At 71.1% G+C, this 18,754-nt stretch carries 9 protein-coding genes; 5 read left to right on the top strand and 4 right to left on the bottom strand.

Translation table 11 applies throughout. From position 1 onward, the window contains the following. Positions 1-27: 27 nt before the first annotated feature. The 3 genes from ACFVYA_RS18370 to ACFVYA_RS18360 all read right to left on the bottom strand — a co-directional run bounded on the left by ACFVYA_RS18370 (position 28) and on the right by ACFVYA_RS18360 (position 4,599). Positions 28-195: a hypothetical protein gene (locus ACFVYA_RS18370; protein ID WP_285986230.1), complete on the bottom strand. Its 168-nt coding sequence runs from the start codon at positions 193-195 to the stop codon at positions 28-30. A gap of 736 nt (positions 196-931) precedes the next feature. Further along, a complete protein-coding gene (locus ACFVYA_RS18365) occupies positions 932-3,364 on the bottom strand; it encodes a tetratricopeptide repeat protein (protein WP_387046354.1) in 2,433 nt (810 codons plus the stop codon). 68 nt (positions 3,365-3,432) lie between these two features. Continuing rightward, positions 3,433-4,599, bottom strand: coding sequence for an SGNH/GDSL hydrolase family protein (locus ACFVYA_RS18360; protein ID WP_387046353.1), 1,167 nt, complete (start codon positions 4,597-4,599; stop codon positions 3,433-3,435). A 124-nt stretch (positions 4,600-4,723) separates the two neighbouring features. On the opposite strand from ACFVYA_RS18360, the gene ACFVYA_RS18355 reads away from it, so the two are divergent. From ACFVYA_RS18355 to ACFVYA_RS18340, 4 genes are all read left to right on the top strand, one after another. After that, on the top strand, positions 4,724-7,894 hold the full coding sequence (locus ACFVYA_RS18355; RefSeq protein ID WP_387046351.1) for a BTAD domain-containing putative transcriptional regulator: 3,171 nt from the start codon (positions 4,724-4,726) through the stop codon (positions 7,892-7,894). A 75-nt stretch (positions 7,895-7,969) separates the two neighbouring features. Then, positions 7,970-9,460 carry an FAD-dependent monooxygenase gene (locus tag ACFVYA_RS18350; protein ID WP_387046349.1) on the top strand — a complete coding sequence of 497 codons (1,491 nt, stop codon included), beginning with the start codon at positions 7,970-7,972 and terminating at the stop codon, positions 9,458-9,460. 224 nt (positions 9,461-9,684) lie between these two features. Beyond that, positions 9,685-10,275, top strand: coding sequence for a hypothetical protein (locus ACFVYA_RS18345; protein ID WP_387046348.1), 591 nt, complete (start codon positions 9,685-9,687; stop codon positions 10,273-10,275). Between the two features lie 271 nt (positions 10,276-10,546). Beyond that, positions 10,547-12,445, top strand: coding sequence for an ATP-binding protein (locus tag ACFVYA_RS18340; RefSeq protein WP_387046346.1), 1,899 nt, complete (start codon positions 10,547-10,549; stop codon positions 12,443-12,445). 74 nt (positions 12,446-12,519) lie between these two features. On the opposite strand, the gene ACFVYA_RS18335 is transcribed toward ACFVYA_RS18340, so the two are convergent. Then, positions 12,520-16,236 (bottom strand): P-loop NTPase fold protein, encoded by a 3,717-nt coding sequence (locus tag ACFVYA_RS18335; RefSeq protein WP_387046344.1) that lies wholly within the window; start codon positions 16,234-16,236, stop codon positions 12,520-12,522. Between the two features lie 169 nt (positions 16,237-16,405). Between ACFVYA_RS18335 and ACFVYA_RS18330 the strand changes: the two genes are divergently transcribed. Continuing rightward, positions 16,406-18,715, top strand: coding sequence for a VWA domain-containing protein (locus ACFVYA_RS18330; RefSeq protein ID WP_387046342.1), 2,310 nt, complete (start codon positions 16,406-16,408; stop codon positions 18,713-18,715). The last annotated feature ends 39 nt before the right edge of the window (positions 18,716-18,754 follow it).

The raw sequence follows: 18,754 nt of genomic DNA, 5'->3' as shown, positions 1-18,754 counted from the left end.
GACACCGCCCGGCACGCTCGGACCGGATCAGCAGGTGCTGCGGACCTTGGACCACTCGCAGCCGGTCTGCGGGCAGCAGAAGCGGTACCAGTAGCCCTTGTGGCCTTGGGCATTGCAGAAGTACTGGCCGCTGCAGGCGGAAGCCTGTGCGGTGGGCACGATCCGGTTCAGCACGCGGTCGATCAGGCGCCCCATGGTGTCTCCCTTCGACGGTGGGTGTCCGAGGTGTGGGACGCGCTACCGCGATCCCGCACCGGCTGCGAGCATCGCGGTCGGTGCGTCCGCGGGCAGCAATCCCGGACGAACCCGGACGCCGCCGCGAGTCCCGGAGAATGCGCCCCAAGGTGGCCGTCGGTGCGCTCAACGCACCCGATGTGGCCTTCGGAGTGCTCAACGCAACCAAGGCCACATTGGGGTTGTCTCCCCGTGGTGTGGCTGGTGGGGGCGTTGGGGTGGGCAGAGGCTGATGTGATCGAGGGTTCGCCAGCGGGTTTGAGCAGGGACCATGGTGCGATCACCGAGAGCCCGGGCGCGGGATTGCAGCAGGTTGCAGAGCCGCTGACGGGGTCGAGGAGTGGGTTGAGTTGCGGTTTTCTTGATCGGGGGTGTGGATGCCGTGGTCGGCTAAGTGGGATGCCTTGTCGGGCAGGACGGGCAGGCCGGTAGCCGCGGCGGCAGTGAGCGCGCCGGTAATGCCGAGGCCGCGGGCGGCGGAGAGGTCGTTGCGGGAGCCGGGCAGCACCGGCGAGGTCCGGAGCGGGAACCCGCCCGGGGTGGCTAGAACTGGATGTTCCCGCCCAAGGCGCGGTGCTTGCTCGAGTACCACAGATGTACCGCGGCCCCACGCCTCATCACACAACAACACCTGCCCCGCCCCCACTGGGAAAAGCCCATTGGGGCGCAGGGGGCGCCTTGCGGAATGCGCGCCGGCTCAGCCGCCGGCCGCCACTGAACAATCCGCTCCCGCCGCGATCTCCGCCGGCTCCGGCAACCCCAGCTCCCGGTGGTGGTCCCGGGCCGCGAGCCAGTGGTGCCGGGCCCGCTCCGGATCACCCGACACGGTCAGCGCCCGGGCCAGGCCCGTGTGCGCCCGGGCCGCCGCGTGCAGGCTCCCCAGGTCCACCGCGATCGCCAGCGCACACTCGTGCGTCGTCCGCGCGTGCTCCGTCCGGCCCAGTTCCAGCGACGCGTCCGCGAGGCACAGCAGCGCTTCCAGGTGCAGGTCGCGGTCGCCCGCCTGCTCGGCGATCGCGGTGGCGCGGCGGAAGTAGCCGCAGGCCTCCGCGTGACCGCCCGAACGCAGGTGCGTGTCGCCGATGTTGAGCAGGGTGCGCCCCGTGTCGCACAGGTCGCCGGTCTGCTGGTCGATGGCCAGCGCTTTCATGTGGATCTCCAGCGCCTCGGCGTACCAGCCCAGCCGCCCGTAGACGAAGCCGAGGTTGGTCAGCGCGGTCCGTTCGCCGGCCCGGTCGCGGAGCTCGCGGGACAGCGTCAACGCCTCCCGCAGGAACCCCGCCGACCGCACGAAGTCGGCGTTCCACGACGTGATCGCGCCCAGCGTGCCGAGCGCCCGGCATTCGCCGGAGCGGTCTCCGGCGCCGCGGAAGCAGTCCAGTGCCTCCTCGACGTGCCGCGTCGCCACCTCGTAGCGGCCGACCTGGCTGTGGGTGGCGGCGAGGCTCACCAGTGCGTGCCCGCGGGCGGCCGGGTCGGCCGATTCGGCCGCGCTCGCGTGCAGGACCAGCGCTTCGCTGATGTAGCCGCCGGTCTGCAGGTACCGGAACAGCAGCCGCGACAGCAGGCCCGCGTGGCCGGACGCCACCCCGTGGACACCGGCGCCGACCAGGTTGGCGCGTTCGGCGTCCAGCCACGCGGTCGCCGGCTCGCGGTCGGTCAGCGGCGGGATCGGCAGGCCGGGGTCGGGGACGCGCGGCCGGTAGGCCCGCATCCGCGGCGCGTACTGGTCCATCGCGGTGGCGGCCGCGAACGTGTAGTAGTCGAGCAACCGCGTCAGCGCGGCCTTCCGGCCGGCGGGGGCGTCCTCGTCCTCGGCCCGTGCCATGCCGAACGCGCGGATGAGGTCGTGCAGCTCGAACCGGCCCGCCTCGTCGCGCCGCACCAGGTGCGCGGTGACGAGCCGGTCCGCGATCCGGGTCGCCTCCGCCAGGCCGGTATCGGCGAGCGCCGCGATGCCGTGGGCGTCCAGGTCCGCGCCCGGGTGCAACGCCAGCAGCCGCAAGGCCCGCCGCTCCGGCTCGGCGAGCTGGTCGTAGGACAGGCTGATCGACGCGTCCACGGCGTTGTCGAGCCGCAGGTGCGCGCGCCGCTGCTCGAGCCGCTCCAGGTGGTCGGCCAGCAGCCACGGCCGGTGGGCCGGCGCGGTCATCCACAGCGCGGCGAGGCTCAGCGCGAGCGGCAGCCGGCCGAGCTCGGCGGTGATCCGCCGGGCCACGCCGGGTGCCTGGTCGACCCGTTCCGCGCCGACGGTGCGCCGCAGGTACGCGAGCGCGTCGTCCGGGCTCAGCACGTCCAAGGGCACGTGCGTGGCCCCGGCCGGCCCGGCGAACGCCAGGCGGCTGGTGACGAGCACCGGGCCGCCCCGCTCGCCGGGCAGCAGGGGGCGGACCTGCTCCTCGCTGCTCGCGTTGTCGAGGACGACCAGCAGGCGCCGCCCGGCCGATCGTTCCTGGTAGACCCGCGTCTTGCCGGCCAGGTCGGCGGGGACGGCGTGCCCGGGCACGCCGAGCAGCCGCAGGAAGGAGTCGAGCACCGCGGCCGGATCGACCGGCGGCCGGCCGGGGTCGGGGTGGAACCCGCGCAGGTTCACGAAAAGCGCGTTGTCGCACCGGCCCGTGCGCAGGAGCTCGTGGCCGGCGTGGACGGCCAGCCCGGTCTTGCCGACCCCGGCCATGCCCGCGATCACCGCCACCCGCCCGCCCGCGCCATCGCCGAGCACCGCGCCCAGCCGCGCGAGTTCCGCCCGGCGCCCGGTGAAGTGCGCGTCCGCCTCCGGCAGGCCGAGCTGCGCCTGGACGAAGGTCGCCGCCTCCGCGCGGCCGCGGACCACCCGCAGCACGTGCTGCCAGTCGGCGACGTAACCCGGGTCCGGGTGCAGCACCTCGACGACGGCCAGCAGCAGATCGGTGTTGGGCCGCGCCCGGCCGGGCTTGAAGCAGTCGGCGACGGTGGTGCGGGCGGTCCGCTCGCCGGGTGGCCGCCCGGCGGCCGTCCAGAGCCGGTTGACCCGCTCGGCGATCTGCGCGTACGACGGGCCGCCCGCCCACGCCTTGAGCAGCCGCAGCTGCGCGATGAGCTCGGCCAGCGTGCGCGCCTGACCGGGATCGGGTGGTTCGGTGAACGCCATCCCGCCATGGTGGCCGCGTTCACCCGGCCGGCGTCCCGGTTTCCCGGAGATGGCCGCCCGGTTCGGGCTCAGCCGAACAGTGACAAATCGACCGAGTCGGCCAGTGCCCGGTAGCCCGCGTCGCTGCCGTGCAGGTAGTCGCCGGAGTGGAGGCCTTCCCTGATCCGGCTGGGGTGGTCCGGGTCGCGCCAGACGGCGTCGAAGTCCAGCACCGCGTCGAACGCGCCGCCGGTGCGGATCCACTCGTTCACCACCTGGCGTGCGGTCTCGCACCCCGGGGTGAAGGCGTCGGCGCCTTCGAAGGGCGCGATCGTGGTGGCGTAGACCCGCACCCCGCGTTCACGCGCCCGCGTCACCAGCTGCCGGTAGCCGGCGATGACGTCGTCCGTCGTCACCGGTGCACCGGGGAACGCCTTCAGGAAGTCGGCCAGCGGACCGTCGTCGCGCGGGGCGAAGGAGATGGCGAGGTCGTTGCCGCCCACGGACACCACGACGCAGCCGAGGCCCGGCGTCGCCAGCACGTCCCGGTCGAAGCGGGCCAGGACCGCGGACCCGATGCCTTCGTCGAGCAGCCGGTTGCCGCTGATGCCCTGGTTGACGACGAAACCCGCGCCTCGCGCGGCCAGCAGCTCCGGCCAGCTGTGGTGGGTGTCCGGAGTGGACCCGGCGCCGTCGGTGCGCGAGTCGCCGACCACGACGACGGCCGTTGCCGGGGCGTCGGGGACCACGTCGACCGCGGAGATGAGCGCCCGCACCGGCAGGGCGGTGGCGTCCGCCGGCAGCACCGAAGCCGCGACGGCGTCACCCGGGATCGTCCAGCCGGTGTCGAAGACGGGTTCGTGGCACGTACAGGTTTCCACGCGCTCGGGCAGGTAGAGGCTGACGGACAGCTCGGTCAACGCCGCCGCGGGCAGCTCCACCGGGTCACTCAGCATCGGTGCGCCCGTGGGAACGGTGACGGCCGTGGCACCGGAGAACGTCAGCACGCGTCCGTCCCGCACGCCGCCGCCGGGCACCGCGAGGCCCACTTGCGCCGCGCCGATGGTGACGGGCGCGGTGCCGAACTCGTTGGTGAAGCGGACGCGCACCCGGCGCCCGCCGCCGCTGAGGCGCACCACCTGGCGGAGCGTCACGTCGGCGAAGGGCGGTTGGTCCTCGAGCGAGCCCAGCCCGCCGTACGGCGATTGGGGCGAGGCGCCCCAGCTGCGGACCCAGCCGATGTTCGTGTCGGTCATCTGTTGCCTCCCGTGGTCGTGCTGACCTCCGAAGGCTGCGGTGGGCCGCGCACACGGGACGCACACCGCGCTCACGCGGCCGCCCTCGTTGAGGCCACGAGGCCGGGCACGCGAAGATCGGGGCATGGACGGGCTTCGCATCACGCTGCTGGGCACGTTCCAGGTGTCCCGGGGTGACACGGTCCTGCCCGTCCCGGGCGCGCGGTTGCGGGCCCTGCTCGTCCGGCTGGCGCTCGCCGGGGGCCGCGCGGTCGAGCCGGGGGTACTGGTCGACGCGGTGTGGGGCGACAAACCGCCGTCCGGCACCGCCTCTGCCCTGCAGACCCTCGTTTCCCGGCTGCGCCGCACCCTCGCCCCGGCCGACGGCTTGCTCGTGCAGGTCGCGGGCGGCTACCGGCTGGCGGTGGCCGACGTGGACGCCCTGCGCTTCGAGCAGCTCACCGCGGCCGGCCGGGAGCGGCTGCGGGCCGGGGACGCCGAAGCCGCGAGCACCGCCCTCGCCGAGGCGGTGGCGTTGTGGGGCGAGCCCGCGCTCATCGCCGCCGTCGCCCCGGCGGTGGCGACCCGGCTGACCCGGCTGTCGATCGAAGCCATCGCGGACCTCGCCGACGCGGAACTGTCGCTGGGACGCGCCGAACCGGCCGCCGCCCGGCTGACCGCGCTGCTGGCCGAGCACCCGGCGCACGAGCGGGCGGCGGCCCTGCTGATGGACGCGCTCGCCGCGCAGGGACGTCAGGCCGAGGCGCTGTCCGTCTACGAGCGCGTCCGCCGGACCCTGGCCGAAACCCTCGGCGCCGACCCGGGCACCGCGCTGCGGGAACGCCACCTGCGTCTGCTGCAACCCCTCCCGGCCCCTGCCCCGGACCGGCCCCGGCCCGCTCCCCTGCCCGCGCCGCTGACCAGCTTCATCGGCCGCGACGACGACCTCGCGCGCGTCTCCGCCCTGCTCAGGACCGGACGCCTGGTCACCGTCCTCGGCCCCGGTGGCGCCGGCAAGACCCGGCTCGCGCTGGAGGCCGCTCGCCGGCACGGCCACGACGTCCGGCTCATCGACCTCGCCTCCGTCACCGAACCCGCGAAGGTCGCGCCGGCCGTGCTCGCCGGGATCGGCCTGCGCGGCAGCGCGCTGTTCGACGCCCGCAAGCGCGCCGGGGCCGAGCACGCTGACGAGCTGGACGTGCTCGTCAGCGAGCTCGGCGGCCGGGAAAGCCTGCTGCTGGTCGACAACTGCGAGCACCTGATCGACGCCGTGGCCCACCTGGTCGCGACGCTGTTGCCCCGCTGCCCCGGCCTGCGGGTGCTCGCCACCAGCCGCGAACCCCTGGCCGTGGACGGCGAAGCACTGGTACCGCTGGGGCCGCTCGCCCTGCCCGGCCTGGACGACGACGTCCGCGAAGTGGCCTCAGTGCGCCTGTTCACCGAGCGGGCCGCCGCCGTGCGGCCCGGTTTCGCCGTCGACGAAACCACGCTGTCCGACATCGTGCGCGTGGTGCGCGGCTTGGACGGCCTGCCGCTGGCCCTCGAGCTGGCCGCCGCCCGGTTGCGGACGCTGTCGCTGCCGGACCTGGCCGACGGGCTCGCCGACCGGTTCCGGCTGCTCACCACCGGCAGCCGTACCGCGCCGCCGCGGCACCGCACCCTGCGTGCGGTCATCGCCTGGAGCTGGGAGCTGCTCGACGAGCGCGAACGCACGGTCGCGGACCGGATCGCCGTCCTGCCCGGCGGCGTCACGTCCGCCTCGGCCGCCGCCGTCTGCGCGGGCACCACCGTGCCCGCCGGCGAAGTCCCCGACCTACTCGCCGCCCTCGTCGACCGGTCGCTGCTGCAGCTCGCGCCCGGCACCGGCCGCTACCGCATGCTCGAGACCATCCGCGAGTACGGCATCGAACGGCTCGCCGGCGATCTCGGCCCGGTTCGCGACCTGGCCGCCGCCCACTTCACCGGGCTGATCACCCGCCACGACGCCGAGCTGCGCGGGCCAGGCCAGCTGGCGGCCATGGCAGTCATCGGCGCCGAGTACGACAACGCGGTCGCCGCCCTGCGTCACCTGTGCGCCACCCATGACTCCGCCGCCGCGATCGCGCTGGCCCTCGCGCTCACCTGGTACTGGCAGATGTTCGGCCGCGACTCCGACGCCGGCTACTGGCTGGGCGAGGCCTTGGCGGTGCCCGGCGGCGAGCCGACGCCCGAGCGGGACTGCGCCCGGGCCGCCCACCTGCTCAGCCGCGCGGACATCCTGTCCGGGATCAGCGCCGGGGAAGCCGCGGAAGACCGGGCGGAGATGCGCGAGCTGGCCGGACGGCTGCTGGCGCACCCGCGGCTGCCCGGCCACTACCGCGTGTTCGGCCCGATGCTGCTCTTCCTGCTGGGCGACGAGTCCGCACTCGCGATCTTCCGGCAGCTGGCCGACGGTGACGACGTGTGGCTGTCCGGGCTGGCTCACATGTTCCAGGCCGAGATCGCCGAAAACGCGGGCGAGCTCGACCGGGTGCGCGTCCACGTGGCGGCCGCGCTGGCCGGCTTCCGGCGGGCCGGCGACCGGTGGGGCCAGTCGGCGACGCTGCCGATGCGGGCCCAGTTGCGGCGCTACGAAGACCTCGACGGCGCGCTGGCCGACCTGCGCGAGGCCCAGGCGCTGGCGGGCGAGTTCGGCACGCTCAGCCTCGGCGACCAGCTCTACAACGACCTGCGCTGGATCGACCTGCACATCCGGCGCGGCGAAACCGGCCGGGCGCTGGCGGTGATCGGCTCGGTCCGGGAGCGGCTGCTGCGCGCGTCGTCGGCGGAACTGCCGGTCCTGATCGACGGCTGGGAGGCCGGCCTGCGCGTGCGCCTCGGCGACCTGGCCGGGGCCGGGGCCCTCCTCGACGACGCCGAACGCCGGCTGCTCGTCGACACGGGGTTCCCCTCCGACCACGCCCGGGCGCTGATCGCCGGCGCGCGGTCCGCGCTCTGCCTGGCCCTGGGCGACCCGGCCGGCGCGGACCAGGCCGGGCGAGCGGCGTACGCGGCCGCGCTGGCGGCCCGGGACCTGCCGATCCTGTCGCTGGTGACGGTGCACACGGCCGCGCTCGCCGAAGCACGCGGACGGCAGCGGGAGCCGGCCGTGCTGCTCGGCGTCGCCGCCCGGCTGCGTGGGGCGCACGACCGCACCGATCCGCAGGTCCGCGAGCTCACCCACCGGGGCCGGGCCGCCCTGGGCGAGGCCGGGTTCGCCGCGGCGTACGCGGAGGGCTGGGAGCTGGATGCGCCGGCAGCCGTCGCCGCCGCTGACCCGGCGCGGCTCGCGGGGTGAGCGCGGTGTGCGCGCCGTGTGCGTGACGGCCGTCAGTCTCGAGGCACGTTCAAGACCTCGAGAAAGCGGTTTGTGATGCATGACGTGGTGATCGTGGGAGCCGGCCCGGTGGGTCTGTTCCTGGCCTGCGAACTCGGCCTCGCGGGCTGTTCGGTGCTGGTGCTCGAACGGGAGCCGGAGCCGCGGTCCCCGTGGCGGAGCTTCCCGCTCGGCATGCGGGGCCTGTCGGGCGGATCGGTCGAGGCGTTCTACCGCCGCGGGATGCTGCCGCCGCTGCTGGCCGCGTCGGGCGTGGCCGAGCGGCCCGTCACGGACGAGCCGGCGCCGCCGCGGTCGGTCGGCCACTTCGCCGGGACGCCCCTCGACCCGGCCGACGTCGACCTCGCCCGCCTGCCCTACCGCCTGCCCAGCCCGGCGCTCGACGGCATCATGACCAGCCTCGAGGCGGTGGAGACGGTGCTGGCCGAGCGGGCGGCCGAGCTCGGCGTCGAGATCCGCCGCGGCGTCGCGATCACGGCGATCACCCAGGACGGCTCGGCGGCGGTGGCCCGGGCCGCGGAGCAGGAGTACCCGGCCCGCTGGCTCGTCGGCTGCGACGGCGGCCGCAGCACGGTCCGGCGGCTCGCGGGCTTCGACTTCGCCGGCACCGAGCCGCAGCTGACCGGCTACCTCGCGCTGGTCACGCTCGCCGATCCCGGTCTCCTCGCTCCGGGCTTCACCGTGACCCCGCAGGGCATGTACCTGACAATGTCCGAGCCGGGCCACCTGGGCGTACTGGACTTCGACGGCGGCGCGTACGACCGTTCCCGACCACCGACCCGCGAACACCTCCAGTCGGTGCTGCGCCGGGTGTCGGGCACCGACGTGACGCTCGGCGAGCTGCACCTCGCTTCCACCTTCACCGACCGCGCGAAGCAGGCGACCACGTACCGCCGAGGACGTATCCTGCTGGCCGGAGACGCGGCCCACATCCACTCCCCATTGGGCGGCCAGGGCCTCAACCTCGGCATCGGCGACGCGATGAACCTGGGCTGGAAGCTGTCGGCAACGGCGGCCGGCAACGCACCGTCCGGACTCCTCGACACGTACACGGCCGAACGCCACCCGATCGGAGCCCGGGTACTCGACTGGTCCCGAGCCCAGGTGGCGGCCATGCGCCCGGACCGCCATTCCCGCGCAGCCCGGTCCGTCCTCCACGACGTTCTGTCCACACGCGACGGAACAACGTACGTTTTCGAGCGCACCAGCGGAACTTCGCTGCACTACGACCTGGGCGAGCAGGGTCTGGTCGGCCACAACGCCCCGGACTTCACACTGGAGAACGGAACCCGCGTCGGCGACCTGCTGCACGACGGCCGCGGCGTCGCCCTCGACTTCAGCGCGGACGGTCCCCTGCAAGAGGTGGCGCGCCGGTACGGCAACCGGATCCGGTACGAGGCGGGCCCGGCGAAGAACGACTTGGGCTTCGGCGCGGTGCTGATCCGCCCGGACGGCATCGTCGCCTGGGCCGGTGAGCGCGTCCCGGACCGTGGCTCGTTCGAGCGGGCCGTGCGCCGCTGGTTCTGAACCCGGCAGCAGTGCGTTGAAGGCCCGGCAGGTCCAGCCATCACCGTTCGCGACGAAGAAGCGGGCCTGGCCACCAGCGAAGCCTTCTCGGGAATTCGAACCGGGCATCGATGCAGCCGGAGGGCGCGGCAATCAAGATCAATTCACCCACGCCGAAACCACACCGAACTCACCAAGCGGACGCTACCTTGTGCGTTGAGCCCGAGACGTCGGAGGTCGCGAAGATGGGCAGCTTTGGCGATGAGGTGGATGCACTGGTCGGGTTCCACGTCGACCAGGACGCCAAGAACGCCGCCGCACAAAGGACGGAGTTCGAACGGCATCGGAAGCGGCTCGAGCACCTGCGGCAACTGGCGGAACAAAGCGCCCATTACCTGCGAAGCAAGGGTGCCCAGCCACTCTCGGTGCTGGCGAACCCCCACCCCGGTGGCGGAAGAGACCACTACCGCAACGCGGTGATCGACTGCCATGCCTGGCCGATGGGCCGGTTGTCACTCACCGTGGAAGGCGAGTTCGTCAGCGGCCACATGCCCGCGAAGAGCACGGGGGAGAACTCCGACCGGGACCTGATCGGATTGGGGATAAAACCGGGACAGTGGTATCTGCCGTACGGCGAGCGGATCGCGCTGTCCGACACACGCGCTGTCCAGCCGTTCGAAGTCGGCCTTGACGACAGCGAATTCTTCGTCTATTCACACTCGACCGAGGGAAGCCGCCCGATCAGTGCGCACGTAAAGCACTACGCCGCGATGTTGACCTTGTACGGGATCGAATTCACCGACTTGACCTGGAGCAAGATCCACTGGGACTACTGAGGGCCGCATGAAGGACGAAGTCGAGCCCGAACGCGCATCTGAAGCAGCGCAGGTGGGCATGGTGGTCAACCAGGTGTCCGCTCCGGTGAGCGGCACCGTGGTCCAGGCGGGTGTCATCAGCGGTTCCGTGCACATCCACCACCCCCCGCGCGAGCTGGGGGTACCTCGGCAGCTCCCGGCCGTACCGACGTCGTTCGTCGGGCGGTCCGCCGAGCGAAGTGCGCTGGACGCGCTGCTGCCGGACGACACGGCGACGATCGGCCGGAGCGTCGTGATTTCGGCCCTCGGAGGGGTCGGCGGGATCGGCAAGACCTGGCTGGCGGCGCGCTGGGCTCACGACCACCTCGCCCGGTTTCCCGACGGGCAGCTGTTCGTCGATCTGCGCGGGTTCAGCCCGGACAGCGGCCCGATGTCGCCGGAGACGGCGGTGCGAGGCTTCCTCGATGCGCTCGGCGTGGACGCCGACCGCCTTCCTTCCGACGCGCACGCCCTGTCCGCGCAGTTCCGGACGTTGGTCGCCGACAGGCGCATGCTGATCGTCCTGGACAACGCGGCGAGCACGGAGCAGGTGGCGCCGCTCCTGCCCGGTGGCAGCGAGTGCACGGTGCTGGTCACGAGCCGGAACCACCTGGCGGGCCTACAGACCGCGCATGGAGCCGGGCACTTGGTCGTCGATGTTCTGGACGAAGCGGATGCCCTCGCTCTTCTCGAGGGGAAGTTGGGGCACGATCGGATCTCCGCGGAGCCCGAGGCGGTGGCGGCGCTGCTGGAGTACTGCGCGGGCTTTCCGCTCGCGTTGAGCATTGTGGTCAGCCGCAGCTCGCTGCGGCCGCGGGCAAGGCTGTCGGACTTGGTCGACGAGCTCCGGAACACCGGTCTCACCGCGCTCAGCGGCAACGATCCTCTGGCCAGCCTGCCCACCGTCCTCTCGTGGTCCTTCTCGGCCCTCGCCGAGGAGCAACGACGGGCATTCGCGTTGTGGGGGCTCGCGCCGGGCCCGGACCTCAGCCTGCCGGCGGCCGCGGCACTCCTCGGCGTGGAGGCCGGCGAGGCGCGCCGGATCTTGTACGCACTCGAGGAGGCTTCGCTGCTGACGATGGTCAGTCCGGGCCGATACGCGATGCACGACCTGGTCCGGCAGTACGCGGCCACCCTGGGACCACAACGCTCTGCCGAAAGCCAAGACGCCGCGGTGCGGCGGATCCTCGACTTCTACCTGCGCACGGCCCATCGGGGTGATCGCGCGCTGTACCCCCATTCGACGCCCATCGAACTGGGCCCGCCCGTGGCCGGCGCGTCGGCGCTCACGTTGACCGAGCAGAACGCGATGGCGTGGTTCGAAGCGGAGCACGCCTGCTTGATCGCCGCTCAGCGGACCGCCGCGACGCGCGGCCTGATCGAGCCGACGTGGCAGCTGGCCTGGGCGATGGACACGTTCCTGCACCGGAAAGGGCGGAACAACGACCTCCTCGCCGTGTGGCAGCTCGCGAGAACCTCGGCCGATCTGCTGGAGGACAAGTCGCAGCAGGCGCTGGCGTCTCGCCGGCTGGCTCGCGCTCTTGCCCAGGTGAGGCAGTGGGACGCGGCGATGTCCCACCTCGACGCGGCGCTGACGCTGGCCGCGACCATCGGCGATGTCGAAAACCAAGCTCACAGTCACCGGATCATGGCTTGGGTGCTGGGCGCCCAGCACCGCTACGAGCAGGCGTGCACCCACGCCGAAAACGCATTGCGGCTGTACCGCGCCATGGGGAGCAGCACCCGCGAAGCGGACGCACTCAACACCGTCGGCTGGTACCTGGCCAAACAAGGCCACTACGACGAGGCGTTGTCGCATTGCCGCGAAGCACTCACCCTGCAACTCCAGCATGGCGATCGCGACGGATCGTCCTCCACGCTCGACAGTCTGGGCCACATCGCGCACCAGACCGGCGAGTACGACACCGCCGTCGACTACTACCAGCAGGCGCTGGCACTGCGCCGAGAGGCGGGAAACGCTTACGAGGAGGCGAACACCCTGGAAGGCGTGAGCGCGGCGTACCTAACGTCAGGACGAGCCGAGTCAGCCCGGGCGGCGCTGGAGAAGGCCTTGGAACTCTTTGAAGCGCAGGAACGGACCGCTGACGCCGCCCGCGTGCGGGCTTCCCTGAAACCCTCGGCTGAGCTCTGACTCAGGCCGGCGGATCCTGACAAGTCCGATTCGGCGTTCCTACGACTTTGCGGCCCGTCTGTGTGGGCGCGTCGCTACGACGCGACGTAGTGCTGGTAGGTCGCGAAGCCGTACCTCGCGATCTTCACTGACCAGCTTTTGTACCGTTCCGGGCACCGGCTTTCTCGCGGCAGTTTCGCGATCTCGGTGGCGAGCACGTCCGCCAGTTCCGCACAGCCGTTGCCGCACCGCTGCAGCACGCCGACGACGTCGCGGTGGTGGTCACTCGGGCACAGCTGGACGGTGCTCAGGTGCCGGATCAGCGAAGCGAACTGTTCCGGTGACCGGACCAGCCCCGCGGCCAGCACCGCGGCCACCCGGTAGTCGCCGTTCAGGAGCTCGATACGTCGATCGAACTCGCCCGCCAAGATCAAGCGGTAGATGTTCGACAGCTTCTTGACCGCACGAGGCCCGGGCAGGATTGACGTCAGTGACGCCAGCAAGTCCAGCTCTTCGTGGCTGATCGGCGGCAGGTGCGGCGGCGTCTGCACAGGCTCCGGCGCCGAGAGCGAGCGCATCCCTGCGACCGCGGTGGCCGTCCGCGGGGAAGCCGGGGCCGCGCCGCCGGTTTCGGCCGGTTCCGCCGCCGCCGGCTCGTGGTCGTCCTCGGCTACCGTCCCGAGGTCGCTGACCAGCTGACGCAGGTAGCGCCCACCGCGATCACCCAGTGGCTGCACCGCGAACGCGAGGTTGAAGACCTTGTCGAGCAGCCCGAGATCGAACGAGCGTTGCCGTGACTCGTCGACAGTGACCGCCCGGGCCGATCGCAGTGCTTCGAACAGGGCCGGGGGATCCACCGCGACCACCACGGCGAAAACCGGGAACGCCATCAGCAGGTTGACCGCGTGCAGGACCTCGGAGACCCGCTCCGGGGCACACCGGTCCAGGTCGTCGATGTAGAGGACGATCCGGTCGATCTTGGCGCGCTTCCCGGCGGCGGCCACGCCTTCGAGTGCTTCGGTGAACTTGCTGAGGTCCTGGTGGACGTATCCGGTCAAACCCCGGAAGTGCTGGTACCGGTCGGGCAGCGACAGCTCGTCGGCGAGCTTGTCGAGCAGGAATTCGGGATCCGTCTGCTTGAGTTGTTCGGTGTTGTCGGCCAGTGCCTTTTCCAGCCCTTCCGCTCGCTCGGTGAGCTTTTCGGTGAGTTCCCTGGTGCGCTTCTTCCACCACGAGTACGTCTTCGTGAGCGACGTCGCCATCGCGGTCACCAACGTGGCAGCTGTCACGACCCAGCCGGCCAGGGCGGGAATCAGGATCGGAGCCGCGACAGCGGTACCCAAGAGCAGTGCGACCAGCAAGGCGGTCCGGCTCCGGAACAACCAGCGAACCCCGGTCTGCCCCTTCCGGATGGCCTGCACCGCGACCGCCATCTGCTTATTTTCCCGCTTCGCGTCGTAGGCGGCCACTGCTGCGAGCGCGCGGCCCAGATGCTCGTTCCGGCGCACCACGGACGTCTGTGCGTCCTTGGCCGCTTTCAGATGCTCCTTCAGGCCGCCCTGCAACCGGAGCAGGTCGTCGCGGTCCTTTTTGAGTCCGGCACCGTTGGTCGCGTCCGGCGCTGCCTTCTCGGCGCGCAGCGCGGACAGCAGCTGTTCGATGAGCCCGGTCCACAAGTGGTCGTCGCTGTAGTGCCAGGCGTTGAACCGCACCTGCCGGATCCCGGCCAGCCAGAACGGCGCCGGCTTGTCCCGCGCGCCGGCGGCCAGCTTCCGGACGAATGCTTCGACCTGGAGGATCAGGCTCGACTTGCCCGAGCCCCACTCCCCCAGCAGCGCAACGGAGACCGGCCCCTGGGTCTGTCGCGCGGCGAGTAGTTCGGCGATCGACCACACATCGCTGCTGGTCCCGATCAGGTCATGCACGGTCGCGTTGTCCCCGGTCAGGAACGGGTGCGGACGTTGCGCCGGCCGCTGTTCACCCGGCGACGCATGACCCGCATCGGTCAGGCTCGAGCCGTATTCGGCGGTACTGACCAGCTCCAATTCGCCGTCCCCACCGCCGGCCACGATGACCTTCCCTTCCGGCATCAAAGCGATGGTCTCCACCGCGTCGACGAAGTCGGGAAAGACATTGCCAAGCGAAACACCGGTCTTCCGGTCCCACCGTTCGACCGAACCGTCTTCACCGCACGAAATGATCGAACCGCCCGCTGGGGACAGCAAGACTTTTCGGACATCGCCGTGTCCGGTCTGGATCGGGTCGCACACGAGTGCACCGTTCACCGTGTCCCACACCGTGATCACGCCCGATCCCGACCCTGCGACCGCGATCTGGCCGTCGTGATCGAGAGCGACCGTGTGGATCTGGGCACCGTCCGGCACCACGAAGGTCTTGGCCGAACCGCCGCCGTTTCGGCGCAGCTCGCGGAAGATGACTCTGCCGTCATCCGAACCGAAGACCGCGTACTCACCGTCCCCGGACAAGGCGATCGCCGAAACCGCCCGCTCGGCCACCACCCACGGCTGTCCGATCCGCTTGTGCGTGGTGGCGTTCCAGACGACCACCTTGCCGTCGTTGCCGCCGGAGTAGATCCGCCTCCCCTGCGGATCGACCGCCACGGCCCAGACCTTCGCCCCGTGATCCATGGGCACCTTGTTGACCGGTGCCTTGCGGAACCGATCCCAGACGATGATTCTGTGGTCTTCACCGCCCGACACGAGCTGGGCTCGGTCACCCGGCCAAGTGGCGATCGCCGTCACGGCACCGGTGTGCTCGTCGAGTTCGGCCTCGGAATCGCCCTTGCGGTTCCACAGCCGGATGACGCGATCGGTGCCGCCGGTCGCGACGAGATCGTCTTCGGCGCTCACCGCGATCGCACGCACCGCACCGACGTGCCCGCTGAACTGCCGGTCCAGCACGTGATCGTCCTGGTACCGGGTCAGCGCGCCGTTGCCGCCCGCGACGACCATGGTGAGCGGATCCGACCCCGGAGCGACCGCCAGCGCGAGGATCCCGCTGCTGCTCACGTCCGGGAAACGTCTCGACAGCTTGTCCCGGATGTTCCACTGCCGCAGGGCGCCGTCGGAGCCACCCGCGACGAACTCACCCGGACCGCGCATGGCCATCGCGTGCACCACGTCCGGTTGATCGGTCCGGAGCGTTTCGACCATCCACGTTTCCACATCCCAGCAGGCCACGCTGCCACCGTCACCACCGAGGAGCACGAAACGCCGGTCCGCGACCACGGCGCAGCGGATGAATTCGCACCCCTCCAGCTTCACCTCCGCGAGCGGTTCGACAGTCGCGGTCACCCGCCAAACTTGGGCCACTCCCACGTGCCCGCGCGTTCCGGCCACCACCAACTTGTCGCCACCGGGAAGGAAGGCGATCGTCCGAGGCTCCAGGTCGAGCTTCTCGGTGAACCCGCCCTCGCCACTCTGGTCGCACGTCCGCAGTGAACCGTCGTCGCTCGCCGCAGCCACTCGTTCGGACGATATCGCCAGTCCTCGAACGGGCTTGTAACCCCGCAAACCCTTCAGTTCACCGGCACGCGTCAGCCCGTTTTCCGACACTTTCCAGCGCAGGATCCGCCCATCGCGGCCCGCGCTGAAGAGTTGGCCACCGGCCTCGTCCAGCGCCAGTGCCAGCGTCCCCCCGGTGTGGGCCGAGACGGCGTCCAAGCGCCGAAACGGCACCGTGGTCCACAGGCGGATCGAGCCGTCGTCCGCGCCGGTGGCGAACCGATCGCCGGCCGCAGTGACGACGACAGCGCGAATGTCGGTGAGCGGGCGGGATTCGTGTCCAGACATGGCCACACTGTCGGTGACAGAACATCGCTTGTTTCGACCGACCGGTCACGATCGGACATCAACCGGCCGAGCCGAATCGTGACAACGCGTGTTCGTCAAATCCCGTAACAGCGGGACGACCACGCTCGACATGGCTGGTTGTACTTGAACCATTCGGATGGCGCAGTGCGTGGAGGACACATTGAGCGGCTGGGCGAGCAGGCACGTGAGGGCACTGCCCAAGACCGTTGCGATATTCGCCGGGGTGTTACTGACACTTTCTGGTGAAGTTGGTTCCTACGCATTCTCCCAGGCTTCGGAAAATCTCCAACCGCGACTCGCCGAACAGCAGGCGACAGGGGTGAAGCCGATTCAGATGGTCATCCTGGTCGACGAGTCCGGCAGCATCAATCCGCAGGACATGACCAGAGAACAGGATGCGGCGAGCCTCATCGCGCAAGCCCAGCTGTCCACTGATTCCACGGTTTCGGTCGTCGGCTTCGCCAGCGACAACGGGACCAAGCCGGCGGTCGACGTCGCCTGCCCACCGATTCAGCTGACCGGGCCCGCCGAGCGGGAACGAATTTCTCAATGCGTGCGCGATCTACGCAAACGCACCAAGGACGAAGGCTCGGGAACCGATCACGCCGAGGCACTGAAGCAGGCACTGAGCTACCTGGCCGATAGTTCCCGCCCGGACGCGCAGAAAATGATCTTTCTCCTCACTGACGGTGTTCTCGATGTCAGCGACAGCCCGCGTTACGGCGTCGGGAAGACCGCTGAGCAGCGCAATGCTGCCGCTCACGAATCGATCAGAGAAAACCTTGCCAAGGCGCGGGATGCGCACGTCCAGATTTGGCCGCTCGGATTCGGAAAAGTCGACAAATCCGCGCTCGACGAGTTCGCGCGGGGCGGTTTCCAGACCGGGTGCGGGCCGGGGGTGCCCCAACCCTCGGCCACGGTCGTTTCCGGCTCGGCCGACGTCGCCGAGGCACTGCTGCGCTCGTTCAGCTCAGGCAGCTGCACCGGCGTCGGCCCGGTGACGCAGAACCAGCTCGGCACTGGCGGCGCACTCGACGTTCCGGTGACCGTCCCGGCGATCGCGACCGACGGATCGATCGTGGTGGTCAAGCACGACGGCCGGGTCGCGGTCGAGTACACCGACCCGCAGGGCAACGTAGTGCCCAAGTCCGGCAAGAGCACCGCCGGGCAGTTCTCCGTCAGCGGTGAAAGCGGCGCGGTCGAGGTGCTGCACGTCGTCGACCCGCTGCCGGGCACCTGGCACGTCCGGCTCACGTCGCTGCCGGACATCCCGCCGCAGAACGTCCTGACGACCGTCACATGGCAGGGCGCAGCCCAGGCACAGCTGTTGATCGACCCGCCGTCACCCGCGGCGGGCCAGCAGGTCGCCGTCTCCCTGCAGATCGTGCTCCGCGGCGGCAAGCCGGTGACCGACCCCAAGCTGCTGCAGGGACTGAGCTTCGCCGTAACGATGGAGAACGCGAAGCTGCCGGCCCAGCCGCTGGCCCTGCGCGACGACGGGCAGGACCCGGACGGCGCGCCCGATGGCACCTACTCCGGTCGCATCTCCATTCCCGCGGCCGCCGCGGGCCAGGTGCAGTTCCACGGGACCGTCACCGGGATCGGCATCAGTGCGGCCGACGCCGTCGCCACCGTCAAGGTGGCGCCGGATGTGCCCACCGTGCTGATCACGACCAGCCTGCCCACCATCGCCACCCAGGTCGCCCCGGGGCAAGCCGTGTCCGCCCGGGCATCGGTGACCAACAACTCCGGGCAGCGGAAACGGCTCCGCGTCGAGATCCGGCAGGTCGGGGGTGCCACCATCACCGTTCCCGACGCCGTCCACGAGGTCGATCCCGGGGCCAGCACGTTCGACTTTCAGCTGGTTTTCGCCCCGAACAGCCCGGAGGGCGTGACCAGCGGGACGCTCCGTCTGGTGGACGACACCGACCCCGTGACCGTCTTCCACGAGAAGGCCTTCACCGTCGACGTGGCGAAACCGGCGCCGCCGTTCCCGTGGCTGCCGGCGCTGGCCGGCCTCGCACTGGTGTTGATCATCGCCGCGATCGTGGTCGCGATCGTGGCCCGGCGCCGGGTCCGGGAGGTCAAGGACCTGACCGTACAGGCCGTCCGCAACGGGCATCGCACCTACCTCGGTGCGCAGGACCAGAAGGCCGTGCTGTTCCCGTTCACGGTCAAGACCGAGGCCCGGGTGCCGGAGTTGCACCACGCGAAACCCGGTGATCCGGACGCATTCCAGCTCACCCGATCCCGTGCCGGGCTGCGCATAAGAACACCGTACGGCGACACGCGCTACGTCCAGCTCGGGGAGGAGACCGAAGTCGGCGAAGGCCTGACGCTGGTGGTGACCCAGACGCTGTTCCGCCCCGACACCCCGGGCGACGAGCCCGGCGACGGCTATGCGCCGACTGTTCCCTTCGCCACCGACGGCGCCACGCCCGGCGATCCCCTGCTCTGACCCGCTGCCCCATCGATCCACCGGAGTGATCCGGCAGGA

This window comes from Amycolatopsis sp. NPDC058278 (assembly GCF_042881395.1).
Taxonomy (GTDB): Bacteria; Actinomycetota; Actinomycetes; order Mycobacteriales; family Pseudonocardiaceae; genus Amycolatopsis.
Note: the sequence above shows the minus strand (reverse complement) of the source record. Positions and strands in the feature narration are given on the sequence as shown.